Annotated in this window: 17 protein-coding genes; 10 read left to right on the plus strand and 7 right to left on the minus strand. The window is 43.0% G+C overall.

The window, feature by feature from the left end; translation table 11 throughout:
* Window positions 1-20: 20 nt before the first annotated feature.
* The 7 genes from IM792_RS16125 to IM792_RS16155 are packed head-to-tail and all read right to left on the minus strand — an operon-like array spanning window position 21 to window position 5364.
* Window positions 21-1169: a type II secretion system F family protein gene (locus IM792_RS16125; protein ID WP_194102930.1), complete on the minus strand. Its 1149-nt coding sequence runs from the start codon at window positions 1167-1169 to the stop codon at window positions 21-23.
* Window positions 1156-1665 carry a hypothetical protein gene (locus IM792_RS16130; protein WP_194102931.1) on the minus strand — a complete coding sequence of 170 codons (510 nt, stop codon included), beginning with the start codon at window positions 1663-1665 and terminating at the stop codon, window positions 1156-1158. The genes IM792_RS16125 and IM792_RS16130 overlap by 14 nt, the downstream gene beginning before the upstream one ends.
* Entirely contained in the window at window positions 1652-2023 is a 372-nt protein-coding gene (locus IM792_RS16135) for a hypothetical protein (RefSeq protein WP_194102932.1), read from the minus strand. Before IM792_RS16135 ends, IM792_RS16130 begins: the two co-directional genes overlap by 14 nt.
* Window positions 2005-3279 (minus strand): hypothetical protein, encoded by a 1275-nt coding sequence (locus tag IM792_RS16140; protein ID WP_194102933.1) that lies wholly within the window; start codon window positions 3277-3279, stop codon window positions 2005-2007. Before IM792_RS16140 ends, IM792_RS16135 begins: the two co-directional genes overlap by 19 nt.
* Window positions 3276-3896: a hypothetical protein gene (locus tag IM792_RS16145; RefSeq protein WP_194102934.1), complete on the minus strand. Its 621-nt coding sequence runs from the start codon at window positions 3894-3896 to the stop codon at window positions 3276-3278. Before IM792_RS16145 ends, IM792_RS16140 begins: the two co-directional genes overlap by 4 nt.
* Complete coding sequence (locus IM792_RS16150; protein ID WP_194102935.1) at window positions 3893-4402, minus strand: hypothetical protein; 510 nt, start codon at window positions 4400-4402, stop codon at window positions 3893-3895. Before IM792_RS16150 ends, IM792_RS16145 begins: the two co-directional genes overlap by 4 nt.
* A gap of 5 nt (window positions 4403-4407) precedes the next feature.
* A complete protein-coding gene (locus IM792_RS16155; protein ID WP_194102936.1) occupies window positions 4408-5364 on the minus strand; it encodes a hypothetical protein in 957 nt (318 codons plus the stop codon).
* A 46-nt stretch (window positions 5365-5410) separates the two neighbouring features.
* On the opposite strand from IM792_RS16155, the gene IM792_RS16160 reads away from it, so the two are divergent.
* The 10 genes from IM792_RS16160 to IM792_RS16205 all read left to right on the plus strand — a co-directional run bounded on the left by IM792_RS16160 (window position 5411) and on the right by IM792_RS16205 (window position 20293).
* Window positions 5411-5836 carry a type IV pilin protein gene (locus IM792_RS16160; protein WP_194102937.1) on the plus strand — a complete coding sequence of 142 codons (426 nt, stop codon included), beginning with the start codon at window positions 5411-5413 and terminating at the stop codon, window positions 5834-5836.
* A 7-nt stretch (window positions 5837-5843) separates the two neighbouring features.
* Window positions 5844-6374, plus strand: coding sequence for a hypothetical protein (locus tag IM792_RS16165; protein WP_194102938.1), 531 nt, complete (start codon window positions 5844-5846; stop codon window positions 6372-6374).
* Window positions 6371-7807, plus strand: coding sequence for a GspE/PulE family protein (locus IM792_RS16170; protein ID WP_194102939.1), 1437 nt, complete (start codon window positions 6371-6373; stop codon window positions 7805-7807). The genes IM792_RS16165 and IM792_RS16170 overlap by 4 nt, the downstream gene beginning before the upstream one ends.
* Before the next feature lie 10 nt (window positions 7808-7817).
* Complete coding sequence (locus tag IM792_RS16175) at window positions 7818-9743, plus strand: secretin and TonB N-terminal domain-containing protein (protein WP_194102940.1); 1926 nt, start codon at window positions 7818-7820, stop codon at window positions 9741-9743.
* Window positions 9744-9747: 4 nt separating this feature from the next.
* A complete protein-coding gene (locus tag IM792_RS16180; RefSeq protein ID WP_194102941.1) occupies window positions 9748-10959 on the plus strand; it encodes a hypothetical protein in 1212 nt (403 codons plus the stop codon).
* 1 nt (window position 10960) lies between these two features.
* Window positions 10961-11473, plus strand: a complete 513-nt coding sequence (locus IM792_RS16185; protein ID WP_194102942.1) for a hypothetical protein — start codon at window positions 10961-10963, stop codon at window positions 11471-11473.
* A gap of 42 nt (window positions 11474-11515) precedes the next feature.
* The gene (locus IM792_RS16190) at window positions 11516-13393 is read left to right on the plus strand and encodes an acyltransferase family protein (protein WP_194102943.1); all 1878 of its coding nucleotides are present in this window, start codon (window positions 11516-11518) and stop codon (window positions 13391-13393) included.
* A gap of 314 nt (window positions 13394-13707) precedes the next feature.
* Window positions 13708-14280 carry an OmpH family outer membrane protein gene (locus IM792_RS16195; RefSeq protein ID WP_194102944.1) on the plus strand — a complete coding sequence of 191 codons (573 nt, stop codon included), beginning with the start codon at window positions 13708-13710 and terminating at the stop codon, window positions 14278-14280.
* Window positions 14252-14854, plus strand: a complete 603-nt coding sequence (locus tag IM792_RS16200) for a hypothetical protein (protein ID WP_194102945.1) — start codon at window positions 14252-14254, stop codon at window positions 14852-14854. The genes IM792_RS16195 and IM792_RS16200 overlap by 29 nt, the downstream gene beginning before the upstream one ends.
* A 15-nt stretch (window positions 14855-14869) precedes the next feature.
* The gene (locus IM792_RS16205; RefSeq protein ID WP_194102946.1) at window positions 14870-20293 is read left to right on the plus strand and encodes a hypothetical protein; all 5424 of its coding nucleotides are present in this window, start codon (window positions 14870-14872) and stop codon (window positions 20291-20293) included.
* Window positions 20294-20311: the final 18 nt, after the last annotated feature.

Consider the following 20311-nt stretch of genomic DNA (forward strand, 5'->3'; position numbering starts at 1 on the left):
AAAGAGAGCTGCAGTGAACATTACTGAAATCCATTACTCATCTGAAACAATGGCAAATACATTGAAACTACGATCAGCCCCACAACCAATCCTAAAAAAACGATGATCAAAGGTTCCATGGTGCTGCTTAGAGTTGAAGTTTTATATTCAACTTCTTCAATATACTGATCAGCCACCCGACCGAAGAACAATTCTAACTGATTGGTTTCCTCACCAACCTTGATCAGCTGGATCATTTTATCCGGATAAATGGGGAAAGGCTGCATGCTGGTGTGGAGAGGTAAACCGTTCAATACATCTGCTTCAACTTTAGTTAATGAGGCCTCTATAGGATAGTAGCCAATCATCTGCCGACTCAGGGTTATAGCCCGAAGTAAGGGCAGGCGAGCTACAATAAGCAGGCGCATGGCATTGCAAAAACGTGCCAGGTATATCTTCTGTACAATAGGGCCAACGATAGGTAAGCGTAAGGTAATACCGGTAGAAATACGGCGGAAGATTGTTTCCTTTCGAACTCTGTAAATGATCACCGCCAGCCCGAGTATTAAAAACACACCTGGCAACAATATACTGCCCATCAGGTTAGATAGCGCGATGGTTTGCCGGGTTATCCAGGGCAGTTGGCCTCCAAAACGTTTAAATATATCGCCAAACATAGGCACCACAAAGCGCAGCATAAAAAATATGGCGCCGAATGAAGTAGCCATAACGATACAAGGGTAGGTTAGGGCCGAGATCACTTTGCGGCGCTGCTTGATCTTGTTCTGATAATAACTGGCCAGATCTTTCAATACTTCGATCAGTTTACCCGTTTCCTCACCTATCTGTAAGCTATAGATCTCATAGAGCGAGAATCGCCCGGAACGCGACAGCGCGTCAGAAAATGTAGCGCCACCTACTACATCCTTCTGAATAGTGGTAAACAGCAGGCGGTCTTTTTCCTTTTCCTGATCGGCGGTAACCAGATCGAAACTGCTTTTCAGGTCGATACCGGCTTCCAGCAACGAGCTCAGCTCGAGGTACAGTGATTCTTTTTTCTTGTCCGGCAATCCCGAACCACCAAAACTGATCTCCCGGTTCAGCAACGAACGGAAACCCTCATTGCCGCTCTTTTTTTCAGCCGTTTTTACTGCTTTCTTTTCAAAGCGTTTAATATCAATGGTTGGCATCTGTTACTCTGTTAAACAGATCTTGCGAACTGTATGGTTTATCGTAAAAATATAAAATACTACGGCCATCGGCGTGTAGTGTTAACCCGAAATGGTCAATTCTTTTGTCTTCGTCATCTCCATCAGTTTTCTCACTAATGGCCTGACCTTCCAATGTGTAGATTGGCTCGGTCAAGGTAATATTAAAAGTATCAATAATTCTGCTATGCCTCAGTACGAATGACGAATCAAGCTCGTAACGAACAGTCGCGCTGTCAGTAAGCAACCGGATACCACCGCTGTCCCGCAGAATGATATCGGCCTTGTGAAAATCCCGATTCAATAGGGTATTGAGCCTTACGAGTTCTTCGGTATGCTCATGCTTCTTTTCAAATGCACCGAACGCGCGCATCACTATAGAGAAAACACTCCAGGCCATACCAATAACAATGGCCGTGATCAGCATAGCGATCACCATTTCTAAAATGGTATAAGCCAGGAGTTTAATGTGTTTCATCAGCCCTGATCTGTTCTTTGATTTCGGCAAGTTGTTTTTGCTGCCGATCTGTAACCCGAATATTTACCTCCACCATTCCCGGCTGTTTCGGCAGAAAACTGACCTCCCGGTTAATGGTCATAGAGTCTGTTTCAGTCTGTTCGGGCGTGAATGATCGCTCGATTTTAACATGCTCCAACTCTTTTTCAGCAAATGACCGTGCCTGTAGTTCCAGTGTATTGACCGAAGTGCGGGCAATGTTCGCGAATATCATCATGGCTATACCGAACACGATCAGCAGCAGGATCATGGCCACTAATACTTCCATCAGCGATGAGCCGGACACCCGGGTATTCAGCTTTATCTTCTTTCCAGCCATTGTAATACCTGTTGTTTGGTGTCGCTTACGGGCAGCAGGTTGCCGGTAAGGTAATAAGGCGAAAGTTTTTTACTGCTGATGGTGGCGTTGATCAGATAATTCTCAAAGGTGGAAAAAGCTGTACGGTACAAAAAGCGGTTGCAAAAAACGCTTCCATATATCTTGTTCCCTTTTTCAGAAAGCCTTACGTAGCCGGGGGTGTATATCTGACCTGATACCTGTGCACCATCCCCCAGCTCGATAACAGGCTTCAATACATCGGGTTGTTTTTCGTATGTGAACAGCGAACCGTTAAATACCGTTCCGTTACCCAGCCTGATCTGAACAGGTACCTGCACTTTATATAGATCCGGCCGGACTATGCCCGCGGCAGAAGGGTAGTCGAAGCGACAACGCTTGCCGATAGCGATGCTATCGGTAGCGAACAACTGGCAGCTCCCCTTAAAACCGTTCTTAACCTCGATAGTCTTAGCGAATATCAATACATTATGCAGCTGCATGGTACTATCAATAATAACTGTACTATCACTGCATATCACCACATGTCCACCGATGTTGCCCTTGGTAAGCGTCAATAATCTCTTTGAGATGTTGATGCGCTTTTCATTTTGATCATAAGGAACCGTCATTATTCCGTTGATCTCTGTTCCGTTATATGGTGTATTTAACCGACCGAATTGATCCCTGATCTGCTGTATCTTTTGCTTATCCAACTCAGGTAAAATTGCTTTGCTGCGCGATGTTTTGCCGGAGATAATGTTCTTTGGGCCTTCGTATTGCTTACCGTCAACATAGGTGCTTTTTACATCTGCTGCCGGAAGCCAGGCATCTCCCTCGATCAGGGTTTTGCCGGTAACACCCAAAGGCCGGTCTTCATCGGCAAGATAAAGTGCGCACCATTTCGCGGAGTCCACCGTTCGGGCAATGGTAAATATGGAGCATATAGTATCCTGCAATTTGTAAGCCTTAACAATACCTACATCATACATACCCCATGGATATTTTTGGATCAGTAAACTGTCTTGTTCATCATTATAAAGGTCAATGCTTTTACCTTCAGATAAGGTAGAATCGGTATTGGCCAGTAATCGTTCCATCCCCGAATGCAGATTATGTTGCAGGCGCTCGAACCGGAATGATTTTTGGTGCTGTAAGCGGTAAAACGAAGCCACAGCAACCAGCGCGGCACATATAACCCCGATCACCAGCGCGATCACGATCACCATGTACAATGCCGATGCGGAAACTTTTCTCAAGATTGTACTTTGTTCGTTGCCGTGCTATCCTTCCTGCTTTTTTTATGTTTGAAGATATTTATCCTGCGCAAAAAAGAAGAAGAGTCTTGTTTAGGCAGTACCACTTTGCCTGCTTTATAACGGGTCACTTCGGACGAATCAGCCGTAACCCGGTTGCTAATTTTGCCATCCAGCAGATCGTTATGATAATTTCCATAAGTTAGTGGTAATCCCTTTTCATCATATACGATGAAATTTCCGTTCCGCAAACCGTTTCGCCAGGTGTAGGTAGCTGCCAGCGTGCCATCATCCCGCCAACTTTTCCACAATCCTGTTTTCAGGCCCCGTTCAAACTGCCCCTGTTCTTTCAGGTTTTTGTTCAGATACCATTCTTTGTAGTCGCCATTAAGCGGTTTGCCGCTAAAGCCGCCTTGGGTGGTATTGATCTGTCCGGCACTGTACCAATGGTACCATAAACCGGGTTTGACTTTGGGGATGCTGCCTGTCGGTTTAATTTCGGCCAGCAAAGTTTTATCGCCCTGGGTCAGCCTGATCTTTTGAAAGGCATCGGTAGGCACAATCTGCGCCTGAGCTACTGATGAGAACAGGAATAAGAGAATATATAAAAGCTTTTTCATGGAGTGGCGTTTTGTTGTTGAAAAGACCGGGTTTTCCCCTGATAGCGTACACGTACACTATCGCGCAGGTTTTTGACGAGTAATACGCCTTCCGCACTTTCACCTTCCGCCAGCATGACGTTACGGCCATTGATGTAGAGCAGGGCGATCAACCGTCTGGTTTCCGGGTTTTGTATGTATCCGCCATAGGTAAGCGAAGGCCAGGTTACAGCAGGTTTCACCACTTGTGGCTCATCGGCTGCAATGTTTACTTTGTGACGTAAAGTTACGCTGTCTACTGGTTTTGCGCTTGTGCTTTTACCAAACGGATCACGATAATTAAGCAACAGCTTTGCTGTATCGCGCTGCACGCTGTAATCATCCAGCGGAGCCTTATGGGTATTTTCTACGCGATGAGCTACAGGCTGATCATCATCCATTGCCCCGAACACGCGATAGAGGATCAATCCCCAGACGGTGGCTACGGCGGCTATCAACAGGTAAGTGGCTGACTTTCCTTTCAACATAACAATTACTGTAATAACACGTTTCTGAGCTCACTGGCTGCACCCTCATTTCCGGCGGCATCTACCGCGGTCACTTTCCAGTAAACACGCTCACCGGCGGTACCCGCGTTAAAGGTATAGCTGGTTGCTGTCTGTTCAACCGGAAAAGTATTGCTGTATAAAGTGCTGCCATTATTGCGATATAGATAGAAGCGGTACCTGGCAGCATCATTACGGCTGGCCCAGCTAAAAGTGACAGGCATTTGTACCTGCGCGTTATTATCGGGTAAAGTCGCGGTAACCGCGCCGGGTGGCGTACGGTCATTGCTTAGGTTATATATGGCCGACCATTTAGAAAGCTCCGAACCATCATCATTTTGCCCGCGTACGCGCCATTGATAAGTTTGATCCTTTGGAAAAGAAAAACGAAACTGACCGGATGGAATAACCTGGTCATAAACATAGGCGCTGCCCGAAAAACTTGCCGTATCAATTTGTAAGCGATAGGTCGAAGCACCATAAAGCAGGTTCCATTGTAAATTGATGGCGCTTGCGTTGGTAAGCGTGTTATTACCGGGACTTAATAATGTTACGGTTTGTTCCTCCAGGCTACCCGGTAGAATGATCAGGTTACGGGGCGGCGTGAAGGCGGTGGTTGAACTGCCATTTTCCGCACGAACCTGCCACTGGTAATTTCCCGGGTCTAAAGTCATGTTGAAGGTATTGCGGTTGATCACGGTGTCGGCAACTAAGGCGGCGGTGGAATCAAAACTCGGCCGGACAATTTGCAGGCGATAGGTGAGGGCATCTTCTACCTCGTCCCACCAGAATCCGACGGTGTAATTATTAGTCTGGTAATTGTTGGCCGGGGCACGCAGATTTAACTGCCGCTTTTCTATGGATGGCTCAATGAACTCATTGCAGGAATACAATCCGGAAATGAGTAATAGTATAAGGCTCAGGCGAAAAAAGTTAAAATACATTTAGCATCTAAGGTAAAAAATTTTTACTTTAGTGACACTTTTTGTAATGAAATTTTTTAAAAAACACCTAAACACTAAAGTCACAGCGTATACCCTCCAGGAGGTATTGGTGGTGCTGGTTATCATCGGCATTCTCGTATTATTAGCCCTGCCGAATTTATTGCCGCTTATTACCAAAGCCAAGAGTATGGAAGCGAAAACCCAATTGGGTTTTGTGCAATCGCTGCAAAAAAATTACTTCTACGAACACTCCCGTTATGCGGACGATCTGAACGCTATTGGTTTTTTGCAGGAAAAACTGAGTACCGATGGTAAGGACGGCAAAGCCAACTATCGCATCGAGATTACCAGTGCATCAAACAATGCTTTCACCGCGCGCGCTACTGCCGTCGTCGATTTTAATGGTAATGGTACTTATAACGTATGGGAGATAGACCAGGACAAGAATATGCGTGAAGTTACCCCTGATTAAAACGGATATGATCACCTTATTGCAGATATGTTTATTGATGATGTTGGGATATGTGTTTCTGCAGGATGCCCGCAGCAGGCTGATCTATCTATGGTGTTTCCCGGTATTGGCAATGATGTTTGTGGTTTTAAGAGTATTCAACGGCGAGAAGTGGGCAAGCATCGCCGGGGATTCCATAAAGGGGCTGTTATTTTTATTGCTCCAGATAGTCGCATTAAGCCTGTATTTTTCAATACGCAATCGTAAGTGGACCAATATCCTAAAAGGTTACCTCGGATGGGGGGACGTATTGTTTTTGATTTGCAGTGCCTGCTACTTATCCATCCTTAACTTCATCGGTTTTTATGTAGGTAGTTTGTTGCTATCCATCATCGTTTGGATCATTTGGCAACAACGGAAAGATGCATCGAATAACGTACGTATTCCCTTAGCCGGGTTGCAAGCGCTGATCATGATGCCCTTATTATTAGCCGACTGGTGGCTGCCCGGTGTTTCATTAACCCAGGATGACTGGCTGATCAGTTTAATAGCAGGATGATGGCAACGGAAGAACTGATACTAACCGCAGACCAGGTGCATTTGCTCAGCAAGGAGCAGGCCTGGCATTACCGTATACTCCCCAAAGGATACGCGGATGGCGCCCTGTGGCTGTATTGCGAAGATAACGGCGCAGGCGAAGAAATGGTTGATGAACTGGAAATGATACTTGATCAGCCTGTCAGGTTGCAGCCTTTGCCTGCCGGTCAGGTGGCCCGTATGCTTTCGCGGCACTACATGCGGGAGAATCAGCTGAACAGAGGAAGCCAGACGCTTTTGGCTGCCGAACAGGAGAATGATTTTTTACTGAAGCTCATCAGCGAAGCGAAATCGCTGAAAAGTAGTGATATCCATATCGAAGTATATGAGCAGAAATGCCGGGTACGTATCCGTATAGATGGCATGATGGTGGAACGTTACCTGCTTAAGCGGGATGATTACCCGGCCTTGGTGAACAAGATCAAGATCACCGCTAATCTGGACATTGCCGAGAAGCGATTACCCCAGGATGGAAGGATCAACTTTAAGCATGGCACCCAGCAGTTCGATATCCGTGTATCAGTACTGCCTACCCTCCATGGCGAAAAGGTGGTACTGCGTTTGCTGAGTAACGATGCCACTTCAATCGATCTGAATACGCTTGGGTTTTCGGAGTTCGATCTGAATAATTATTTGCAGGGCGTACGCCGGCCAAACGGTATCATCCTGATGAGCGGGCCTACCGGTTCGGGAAAGACCACTACCTTGTATGCTACCCTGAAGCTGCTGAATAAAGAAACCCGTAATATCCTGACCATAGAAGACCCGATCGAGTATACACTTGAGGGCATCAACCAGGTACAGTTAAAGGAGTCAATCGGGCTGACCTTCGCCTCGGCGTTGCGGACATTCCTCCGTCAGGACCCGGATGTGATCATGGTAGGGGAGATCCGTGATACGGAAACAGCCAATATGGCCATCCGTGCGGCGTTGACCGGTCACCTGGTGTTGTCAACCATCCACACTAACTCCGCCTGGGGTACTATATCCCGTTTGATAGATATGAACATCCCGCCGTTTTTGGTGGCCAGTACGTTGAATACAACGGCGGCACAACGCCTGGTACGTTTGCTTTGTCCGGATTGTAAAAAGGAAATCGCCTTTGATCCGCAGCTATATCCAAGGCAGTTCAAACCTTATAGCGAAGTGCATATGCATTATGTGGCTTCGGGATGCGACCATTGTTTTTACACAGGTTACAAAGGCCGTAAGGCTGTTTACGAAGTGATACCCGTAGATCAGGAACTGGCGGTCGAAATAAAAAAAGGAAATTTGTATATTGAAGAACTGTTGCGTGAACGCGGGGTGCAAACCCTGGCAGAGAACGCCTTTAACTTATTTAAAACCGGGGCTACCTCCCTGGATGAAATTTATCCCCTGTTATTTAATTATTGATCTGTTTTAAATGCCTAAACTTTTACGAATCTTATTGATCTGCTCACTGTTGATGCCACTGCGCTTGTTTGCCCAGCAAACAGACCGGATAGCGCAATTGCAGGAAAACCTGACCACTTTATCCGAAAATGTTAAAGGTTTGCGGCAAAAGGTACATCTGTCGGTTACCGGCGTATCGCTTCAGGAATACCTGACCGGACTATCCCGCTCAAATAACCTGAATATGAGCATCGACCCTAAATTAAACTTCACGATATATGATCGCTTCAGTGATGTAACGGCTACCAATATTCTGGTCTTTCTCGCTCAAAAATATAACCTGGATATCAAGGTTCTCGGTTCCATCATTTCTGTTAGTCCGTATGTAGATCCGGCCTTGCTGGCAGGGCCAAAAATAAAAGATATTAACGTGAGCTATAATCAGCTGAATAATACCCTTTCTATGGAACTGCAGAGTGATAGCCTGCCAGCCGTGGCCAAAAGGATTACGCAGGTATCCGGAAAGAATGTGGTGGTTCCGGTTTCGTTGCAAACCAAACGGGTTACCGCCTTTATCAGCAGCGCGGTATTTGAAACGGCTCTTGAAAAAATGGCCTTTACCAACGAGTTGAAAATGACCAAAACCAGCGATGGTTTTTATTTGCTTCAATCGTTGAATGAAAGTGAAGAACTGTTCATCAATAACGATAAACAAACGGGTGTCCGCAGGGCTTTTAAACCCGTTACACCCAATCCCGGAGGTAACGCGGGTTTATACAGCCGGGTGGTTAACGGTCGTAAATTGATCTCTGCTGATGCTACGGGCGCAAGCATAGCCGATATGGTGCGTCAGGCTTCGCATGAAATGGATATTAATTATTCCCTTTATTCGGATATTAAAGGCAGCATTACTTTACATGTAAAGGATGTCGCCTTTGATGATTTTCTGAATATCCTTTTCCGCGGTACCAATTATACTTTTCATACCGATAACAATATTTATCTGATCGGCGACAGGCAGATGGAGGGTTTGCGTACCTTTAAAGTAATACAGCTTCAGCATAGGTCTATCGATACCGTGATGGCCATGATCCCTGAAGACTGGAAGCGTGGCCTGGGCTTGAAAGAGTTCAGGGAACAAAACGCCCTGCTGTTATCCGGTTCGGCTGCCCAAATCGCCGAGGCCGAGGCATTCATCAAACAACTGGATGTACTGGTCCCCGTGGTGCTCATCGAGGTAACGATGGTAGACATCCGCAAAACACGCACGATCACCACTGGTATCACCGCCGGAGTATCTGACAGCGTAAAAACGGGCGGCACCGTTTTGCCTGGGCTCGATTATACCTTCGGTTCCAAAGCCGTAAACAGCTTTCTGAAAAGCGTAGGCCGTATTACTTCCACTAACTTGGGGCGTGTTACGCCGGATTTCTACGTTCGCCTGAGCGCCTTGGAAGCCAACGAAAATGTGGATGTGCGTTCGGTGCCCAAGCTTTCGGCATTGAATGGCCATACAGCGACCTTGAGCGTGGGTAGCGTTCAGTATTATAAAAACGTAACACAGAATCTTTACCCTACAACTACATCCACGCAATCCGTTTTTTTTAATGAGTTTAAGGAATCAAAGGCCGATCTTTCTATAAAGATAAAACCGGTAGTCGCGGGCGATGACCAGGTAACTTTGGGTATCAATGTAGATATATCAGATTTCCTGTCCATACCCCGTGATGGTTCCCCTCCGCCAAGATCACTGAGTAAATACGAAACCAGCCTTCGGGTGAATAATGAAGATATGATCGTGCTGGGCGGTATCGAACGTACAGAACAATCGGAAAGTGGTTCAGGAGTACCATTCCTGTCACGCATACCCGTGCTGAAATGGTTGTTCAGCAGCAGGTCAAAAACCAACGCTCGTGTGGTGACGGTATTATTCATCAAGTCCACCATAATGCGTTAATACGATGCTGGACAGATTGTATCGTTTAGACAGTGTCGTCGGTTTGCAAATGCATATCCAGCCCGACGGTTCCCTGAAACTTTCCGCTTGCCGGATCAGGATCAAAGGAAGTGCCTTGGAGATCGAGAAAAAATGGCCGTCCTTAACGTCTGTTAAGTCCTTACAGGATGAATTGCCCAAAGGGACGGTTTTAGCGTTGAACATCAGCGGCAAAGGTATCCTGACCAAGGTTGTCGAGCAAGTTTCTGAAGATACAGCCCCTGATCTTTCGGCTATACTGCCGGGCGCGGCAGCGGCTGATTATTATCGTCAGGATTTCCGCTCAGGTAGCCGGGTGTTTGTGTCGCTCAGCCGCAAAAAGGATATCGAGCAGGTCATCGGTCAGTTAAGGTTAGGTGGGTTAAAGCTGTTGTCGGTCAGTTTGGGTGCATTTGTTATGGATCAGGTGTTGCCGCAGTTGAACCATTATGGCGGCCCGCTTATCTTCGATGGGCATCAGGTGATGCTTGAAGGTAAAGAACTTTGGACGGCCTATCGTTATGAGGAAGATCAACAAGCCGCAACACCTTTAAAGATCGAAACGGAAAAGCTTGACGAACGCTTGCTATTGCCGTATGCCGCGGCTTTTCAGTTGGCATTACACGATAGACTGTCACTCATAGGCGTAGATATCGATAGCATTGCCGATACCCGGGAGCGTTACCTGCAAACCAAAAAGGTTAAGGCACAGGGCATGATAATTCTGTCGATATTCTTTGTTTTACTTCTTGCGAATTTTATGATCTTTAGTCAGCTCAATAGCGAGAATCAACAACTGGAAGAACAGGTAAGGCTTTTGCAACAAAACTCCGGCGATGTTAAGTTACAGCAAAACAAGATCAGGGAACAGGAAAACCTGCTTCGGGAGGTTGGCTGGAACGGGCCGCGTTTAAAAAGCGGTATGATCGATCAGCTGTGTGCCTTGTTGCCATCGGGTGTGGTATTGAACGCTATCGAGATCAACCCGGTAGATCAAAAGAAAACAAGGGAGCTAAAAAGCACCTTCTTTGCCGATCATCAGATAGTCGTCCGCGGAAATGCCGATAGGGTGATCAACGTAAATGAGTGGCTGGCTTTGATAACTACTTTGAAATGGGTAAAGAAAGCTGAACTTGAAACTTATAAGGTAGACCCGGAAAACGGACAAGGCCAATTCCAGATAATCATAAATTATTAAGGTGAACCAAATTTTTACAAATAAAACCTATCAATTGATTGCCGGTAGTCTGGTGTTGCTACTGGTCAGTTATCAACTGGCTTTCAAAGAAACCTTGAATAGTTGGCAAATCAACCGTCAACTGACAGAACAGGTAGAAGGTATGGATAACCTGTCTGACCAGCCGGGTTTGACAGGACGTAAGTACAGTAACCTTGAAAAAATTCTGGATCAGTATCGCGTTGATACCGCTAGATTCAAGGCAAACCTGGTTACTAACCTATCAATTCTCGCGGAAAAAAATGATGTGAGACTGACGGGGGTTCCTGAACCCAATCTCAATGGTTTTTATAACCATCTCAAAATAAATCTTATAGTGTTACAGGGGCCATATTACAATCTTGTAAAATTTTTATACAGTACAGAAGATCGGGTATCAATTGGCCGGATTCGTTCTGTAAAAATAAATAAAACTAATGCTCAAGATTCAGAAGTATCTAATTTGGAAATGACCGTTTACTTTATAGGTATTTAAATATTTCGAAAATTCGCTTTATAACTATTCAAATTATATTCCATGTCGCAAGTCACAGAAGCAGCTAAAAAATTCAGGTACGATATTAATATTCTTCGTGCAATCGCAATTATTGGAGTATTACTTTTTCATTATAAGGTTAAGGGATTTAATGGGGGGTTTGCCGGCGTAGATATTTTTTTCGTCATCTCGGGCTACCTGATGACGAAGATCATTGTAGGTGGTATTTCGAAAGATAATTTCAGCCTGCGTGATTTTTATGGAAAACGCCTGAAGCGTATAATTCCACCGCTAATTGTAATGATATTCATCTTATCTTCAATATGTGCGTTTTTTTATTTTCCGTCAGATTATCGTGTTCTCCAAAAAAACGCAGCGGCAAGTCTTGCTTTTGTTTCGAATGTGCTATACTGGCAGACATCGGATTATTTCGCGAAAGCCTCAGATGATAATGTACTGTTACATACCTGGTCTTTGTCCGCTGAATGGCAGTTTTACATGGTATATCCCTTATTTTTTATTTTTCTTACCAAAATCAGGAAAACAAAATCTGGTTATTTCCTTCCTACAGCTTTATTAACTCTACTCAGTTTAGTGACAATGCTCCTGATAGGCAAACAAGACTCGACTTCTGCATTTTACTTGTTACACTGTCGTGCCTGGGAGATGTTGTTTGGCGGGTTGGCCTATTTTAGTGAAAGGTGTTTCAACAACTTCAAATATCGCAAGGCTTTGGCTGTTTGCGGATACGGAGTGAATTTTGGATGTTTGTTCGTTATCAGTACAAAAATGACCTGGCCAGGCATATTTACGTTGATTCCCGTTGTTGCAACATATATGATCATCGTTTGCAATGAAAACGATTGGAAATTGTTACATAATCCGGTTGCTCAGTTTATCGGTAAAACATCTTATTCGATTTATCTATGGCACTGGCCGATATATGTGATCGCTGGTTATATTGGATTGGAACTAAAAAACCTTACTGTAATTTTGGGAATGGTTGGAGCGACATTACTCATGGGCTACCTATCTTACCAATTTGTCGAAAGTTATAAAAAATTAGCCAGTAAGACCATCTTATGGGCAATAGCAACGCTCGCGGTCGTTTTGATTTGTTGTAGCAATTACAGCATCAACCAATCACTATTTAAGGCTGGTACCTTAAAAATCCGATCCTATTCTGAGACTCATTTGAAACAAAGACAACAACAGTTCAAAGGAACAGGCTGTTTTATTGATTCCAAGGATAATTCTTTCAATCAAAGCAACTGCTTGAGACTAAGGCCTAAAATGAAAAATATATTGCTGATTGGCGACAGTCATGCCGCGCACTTTTCACAATCATTGCGGGAAGTTTTTGCCAAGATGAATATTAATCTATTGCAAGCGACGGCAAGTGGTTGCTTGCCAATTGTAAGACCAAACGGCGAAAGTCGGTGCAAAATAATCATGAGTGAGGTGTATGAACATTTTGTAGCGTTAAAAAGCGACAAAATCGACGGCGTAATTATCAGTGCGAATTGGATCAATAATGGTAATGACAAGGCCAGGCTCTTAAAAGATTTAAATGCGACGGTTGACTATTTCCGGCATCACCACATTAAATCCATCATTATTGGTCAGAATGAGCTTTACGAATTGAGCTATCCGCTCATAGCAGCAAAGGAATATGAGTATGGCCATGCACTCGCCGGAAGATATCTTAACAAAAGAGCTGCTCAGCTGAACGACTACCTGAAACCTAAATTTCATAATTATATTAATGTTTACAAAATAATTGACGGTGTTTTACCCGGAAATGTCCCCTATATGTTTGATCGTAATCACTATAGTAAGCCTGCGGCTGATATGATAGTCAATAAAATACTCCATAGTAGCATAGGAGCAGATTTTATCAGCGATAATAATAAGAATTGATAATATGATGTTAGGTGAAGTTTATCTTCAAACGAATCTTTACATACTCCAAATTGTTATAGTATATCACAAGTTTTGCAACGATAAATTGCAACGCCACAACTATCATATTTTGATAGCAATTTAAATTACAAAATATTTGTAAAAAGCGGCAAAATCGCTATTTTAGCAATCAGTAAATATTAGTCCTTATCACATGAATTTTTCTCCAACAAGTACAAAGCTCTCTGCTTTGTGTACTAAAGTTAACTATAGTCTTTTTAGCCATCATGTGGCAAAACTATCTAAAATTTAATAATAATTATCACTTCTGCATGCCTTCTAAATCTTCAAATGTCGGTAGAACATCATGGATCTTCTACGCTTATCAATTTCTGATTTCGATCATAGTGCTTTTTCTTTTATATCAAACCGCCTTTAAAAATGATCGTATTGCATACGTAGACTCCAGTAAGGTGCTGAATGAGTTTAAAGGGTCTGAAAAAGCTAAGAAAGATTTCCAAACGAAAGCCAAAGCATGGCAGGCTAACATAGACACCATGACAAATGAGGTTAAAGCCTCTATCGGAAATTACGAGAAAACGTTGGCAGGAATGTCTGCAAAAGAGCAATCGATGGCTAAAGAGTTGATACGCTCCAAACAGAAGCAAATGTCGGATTATCAGCAGGCGATACAGGACAATGCTCGCCAAGAGGATGCTAAGCTCACCCAAACCGTAGTGACTCAAATCAATTCGTTTTTGACGAGATACGGAAAGAAGCATAATTATAAAATGATTCTTATTGCCAATCAATCCGGCACAATTGCATATGCAAGAGAGGGTTTGGATATCACTGATGAGGTCGTTAAAGAGCTGAATGATGAATATACAGAGGGTAGTAAATAATTTTATATTAATTCTGGGTTTATCTGTAACGGGGGCTCTGATTTCATCATGTAAACCTTCTTTTCAGAATAAAACCGAGTTAATCTCCTATATTCAGGACGCTGATAACGGCTTAGTACAATCGGAACAGATCGGCGATATACACGCTGATTTGGTTTACAGACCTAAACAACTGCTCCAGCAAAATAAAAACCAACGCAAAGATAATGGACGAGACAAAATATATTTTGTGCTGAGGTTATCGGCGAACAATAAAGAAGTATTTCGCCAGCTTGATTTTAGCAAATACAGCGAAATTATACAGACATTCTCATTTCGGATGAACGAATTGATTACGCTGACATCATCAGGTAAAAGCATTAACCCGAAAGGGTGCTATTATCAACCTACTTATGGCGTAGGTCATGCAAATGAACTGCTAATTAGCTTCGAAAAGAAAAATATCACAAATGGTAACAACTGGCTTATTCGTGTGAACGAATTTGGTTTAGGAACCGGGGATCTGCTTTTCAGGTTCGACAGCAAGGAAATTCAAAAGATAGACAAAATTAAAATAGATAATTCCCTAAACTAATACTCCCCATCCTCTATGCCTTTCACAAAAAAAAGACTACTACAGCTGAAAAGAACTACGGCTACTTTTTTGTTATTGACGATACTTAATCAAACACTGGCGCCGACAATTGCATATGCTTTAACTTCAGGACCAACAGCCCCGGAAGCAACCAGCTTTGAACCGATCGATACAACGGATATGGTAAACCCTTTAACCGGGGATTTTACTTATAATTTACCATTATTAGAAGTTCCGGGACCTGCCGGAGGGTACCCTTTATCTTTATCCTATCATGCCGGAATTCAGCCCAATGAGGAAGCGTCATGGGTTGGGCTGGGCTGGTCATTGAATCCGGGGGCGATTAACAGAAATGTAAATGGGTACGCTGACGATTGGGATAGTGTGGACGGTGTTCAGCGAACTTTTTGGTCAGGGGGGCGTACCAAGACATTTGGCGTTGATGTAGGCATTGGAGTTGGCGCTGGCTCGGTGAATTTTGGTCTTTCATTTTCCCAAGATACTTATAAGGGATTTGGAGTAGGAGGGTCGGTAGGCTTTACCTTAGGGCTTAAAGGAACACCATTCGGTGTGAGTACATCGGTTGGCATCACTCCATTTGGTGAATCATTTATGGGAGTAAATTTAAGTGCTGGAAGTGGAAAGAATGGAGAAGAGGGTTTAAGAATTGGTGGAAGTGTGGGTATATCTACGAACTTCAAAACAGTGAATGTTAGAGCGGGAGCGGGAGTAAGCTATTCTGATGGGGGGGGAATGAGCACATCACTTTTAGGCAGCTCGATCAGCAGTTCAGGGGGAAAGGCATCGTTGACGGTAGGCGGAGGATCTGCATCTGTGCACAATGCTAACACAGGGAAAATCCAAACAGAATCTTCTGGCTGGGGTTTTGGAATACCTTTGCCAGGAATTAGTATTGGTGTTAGTTATAAAAATGTAAGATATTGGTCAGATGAAACGGCAACGGTACATACGTACGGAGTGTTGTATGGGCACAATTCAACTACTGATATTAAGGATTTTGATGAAACAGCCGATGATACTTATTATTTATTGGATGCAAAGGGAGGAAATATTGTAGATAATCCAGATGCTGAAAAATTAACTGGGGGCACATACCCCAATTTTGATGACTATTCAGTCACAGCGCAAGGTTTATCCGGTAGCATTCGTCCATATTTATTTCAAGGAACTCTTTACAGCCAAAATAAAATATTTAGTGGGGCATCTGAAAAGAATGTATATCAGCAAAAAATAGAAACGGGACTTTCAACTGTCAATCGTAAAAGACAGTTTAGATTTATTAATGACTTTTCAAATACATACCAGCAATCAACAACTGCATTTTCAAATACATGGTATAATTTCGGAGCACCAACGACCGGAACTTCAACTGCTGGATATAGCGGAGTTAACGGCTATAGTGGTGTCATAGACAACAGGCTAGAGGGCTCTAAGCACATTGAATATTTTACTAATGGAGAGATAATAAACGGAACTGCTGCAAGCAAAGGGTTTATAGATTGCAATGCAGCAGGGTTTACTCGTAGTACGCAAAATAGCTTGCAAGATCAGATTGGCGGTTTCATGATTACGAATGCCTCGGGAGTTACTTATCATTATGCATTACCGGCTTACAGTTCTTTAGAAAGAACTAGAACACAGCAAGATAAAAACGGTCAAAGATTTAACGATCTTAGAAAAAATGCACCGTATGCTTATACGTGGTATTTAACTGCTATTACCGGACCGGATTATGTGGATCGGTCAAGTAATGGGCTTACAAATGATGATTGGGGTTATTGGGTAAGTTTTGAATATGGTAAATGGGCTGAAGAATATAATTGGCGTAATCCGTCACAAGGTTTCAATAGGGACATTGATAACGAGTTTAAAACTTATTCAAATGGTCGGAAAGATGTTTATTATCTCGATGCTGTAGTCACAAAAACACATACTGCGATTTTTGAAAAAGAGCTTCGAGCAGATGGGAAATCATTTTGGAATCGCCTTTCTGATGAGGAACCAAATTACAAGCCAACGTATCAACAAGAATGTCCAATACCTTTAGAATATGGAGGGAACGAATTTTTGTTAAATTATTACACACATCCAGTAGCTACTCTTCGGCTAAATAATATTTATTTAATTAATAATGATCAATTAGGAAGCTTAACAATAAGCTCTATCAGGCAGAACAGTGCAAATTATAATCACCATTTTTATTACCAAGGACCGGCAGATTGTTATAATAGTGACCAAAAAATTCACTTTGGACAGCATGTTATAGATAAATATGATATTCCGGAAGCGATTAAAACTAAATGCTTAAGGAAAATTCAGTTAAATTATGATTATTCCTTAAGTAAAGGATTGCCTAATAGTTATGACTCGAATGGCGTTATTTATCAAATGGAGCCAGCTGCTTATCCCGATGATAATTTAGGCAAACTTACCTTAACGTCAATAGATTTTCAGGGTAAAGGGGGTAGTCATGTTCAGCCATTAACAGAGTTTGAGTACGATCTAGATCGCTCTGAGGCAAAAAATAAAGTTTCAGTTTTAGTCGGGTCTGGTCAGGATAATGGAGAGGTGACCTTACAGGTAACTGGAGGCGGAGAGGAATATTCAAATATTCAAATTGGCGATATATTGACATTCACTAATCCGGGTTTTCCTGGTTCACAATATTATGGAGTAGTTCTGTCAAAAAAAGATATGACCCCAATTCGATTTGTTACAATTAAATACATAGGAGCCGCTTCTGCAGCCATCCAGTCATCAATTTTTGCATATAAAACGAAAAATCCGCCCTATAATAAAGACGCTTATGACATTTGGGGAGCTTATAAATCTGACTATCGAGCTAATAACAGCAATAATGAGACTATGGCAAGGCGAACCTCTGCCATTTCAAACAAGAGCACGGATGTATGGTCCTTACGCCGGATTAAAACTTCATTAGGCGGACAGATCGACGTTAATTATGAAGGGGATACATATAATCGAGCTGTATTGAGTGAAAATAACTCGATTATAGTTAATTCTTTTACCAAGGCATTTGGCAGAACATATATCGCCACGGTATCCTCAGAATATTCCGCCTCTGAACTATTTACCGTCGGTCGCAAAGTTCCTATCTATTTGCTGAAGTTTATTAAAGAGGAAGATATTCATGTTGGCCGTTATTCAGTGAAGTCCAGTGAAGAGTATAATGAGGACACCAAGATTGAGCAGATTTACAGTGATAATGAGATAATGATTGAAGTGCCGCAGGCATTTGCGGACTGGATAGAAGATGTTGGCGGTTATAATTATTCTCATACGATCGTAACAGGGAATTTGACTACCAATACCAATCAAAGTTATGGTGGTGGGATAAGGGTAAAAGATATAACAGTCAACTCATTCAGTGGAAACGCTAATCGTACTAGCTATACATATAATTTACCAGGATACACTACGGACATTCTTTCACAGGGGAGTTCAGGGATTACGTCCTATGATCCTTCAGGGTTACCAACAGACAACGTTGGTGCCACATTAAATAATTCCCAGATTGATTATTCAAATGTTATTAAGGATTATCGGCGATTGTTATATAAAAGTATGAATTATTTGTTAGCAATAGCAAGAGAAGCTCCGGCGCCGGGAGTAATGTATGAATATGTGAAAGTTCAGGATTTGACAGTACTTCCAGATGGGACAGAAGTGCCGGTCGAAGGAAGTACTTTATATCAGTATGAGGTATTCAAATCAAACATGCTGGGCATTAAAGATGACGCTGGAACAAATTACGTGTCTAATCTAAACACTTCCAGAAGTTTAACTTATGGCGGTGTCACCAAACAGGCATACATTTATGCGTCCAGCAGAAAAAACATGTCTATTAAAGATTTTACATCGCGCGTAGGGAATTTAAAGCGTGTGATTCGCTATGATGCCACAGGCAACAAACTAACAGAAACGATCAACAACTATTTACACGACGATCTTAACGATCAGCCATTTGAGCAGCAATCCTCAAGTTATGAATCGAGGATGGGAAATTACAACAGTGTTAGTTATGAAAATCAAGGAGTAATTCAGGAGCGTTATGGAAACTCCAGAATATATGCTACGGAAGCCCCTCAAGGACAATATTTAGTAAAGGGTAATGAGGAGTTCATCATGAGCGCTAAAGAAACATATCCTTCGATTCAAACAGGAGTAACCCAGATCGATTATAAAAACGGCACAAGAGCTGTGCAAAGGAATTTAGGTTATGATTTTTATAGTGGGGCAGTTATCAAGACGCTCACCACAGATAGTTACGGTAACCGTTTTATTAATGAGGTGAAGCCTGCCTATCGGGTATCTTCTTTTGCCGAGATGGGGTTAAAGACTAATAATCCATTGAATAAGCATATGTTGACCCAAGAAGCAACAAATTATACATTTCGCGTAAATGCCGCTAATCAACCGACCGAGGTCATTTCTGCTAATGCGCAGACGTGGGCGAAAACAGGCACCATAAGAGATGAGAATGGCGTTGGTGTGAGCCAAAGTGTCTGGCGGAAGCAACGTGCTTATCGTTGGCTTGATCATGGGGCTTATAGTAATTTCGTAGATTATTATTCATCCGGAGGTAGTACTAACAATAACTGGCAGCGTACATCAGATATTCGCCAATATAACGTGTATTCCAATGTGCTGGAAGCTTTCGATGTAAATGGCTATTACAGCGCAACCCGTACAGATTATAACAATAAGGTGCTATTTAACGGTAGCCTTGCCCAGTATTGGGAGATAGCTTATTCAGGAGCTGAGGATGGGATGATCAATTCCGGAAATTATGCTAGTAACATAATGAATGAAGGAGGTGCCATATTATCTAACGATACTACCAAGGTTCACACAGGACGGAAAAGTCTTCGGGTAAGTGCGGGACAGGTTGGTTTCACCTATTCCGTAGCACGAAGCAGCTTGACATCGTCCGCAAGGGATTACCATTTGGCGGTATGGGTTAAACCATCAAGTTCTAATGTAAATCAAGCTGTTCTTTACTATCAGATAGGTAGCAATACTGCAATTGTTCCTGCGCAAAACTATAATAGGGCTGCCGCCGGATGGTATCTGCTGGAAATGACGATTCCCGCAAGTGCAATCACATCCATGGGGGCATCGGATATTTTGAAAGTGGCTTGTAAAAATAATGGAGCAAGCGGAGACCTGTATTTTGACGATTTCAGATTCCAGCCATTGTCATCGGCGACGACAGCTTATGTATACGATTCCGTGACCGGGGAATTGTCTTATGTATTAGGAGGCAATAACTTATATACCCGTTTCCAGTATGATGCTGCCGGAAGATTGGTACGTACATACAAGGAGATATTGGGGAAATCAACTGTTCCATTGATAAAGTCTGTGAGATATAATTACGGAAAAGACAATCAATAGCATCAACCTTAACACTAT

This window comes from Mucilaginibacter sp. JRF (genome assembly GCF_015223065.1).
Taxonomy (GTDB): domain Bacteria; phylum Bacteroidota; class Bacteroidia; order Sphingobacteriales; family Sphingobacteriaceae; genus Mucilaginibacter.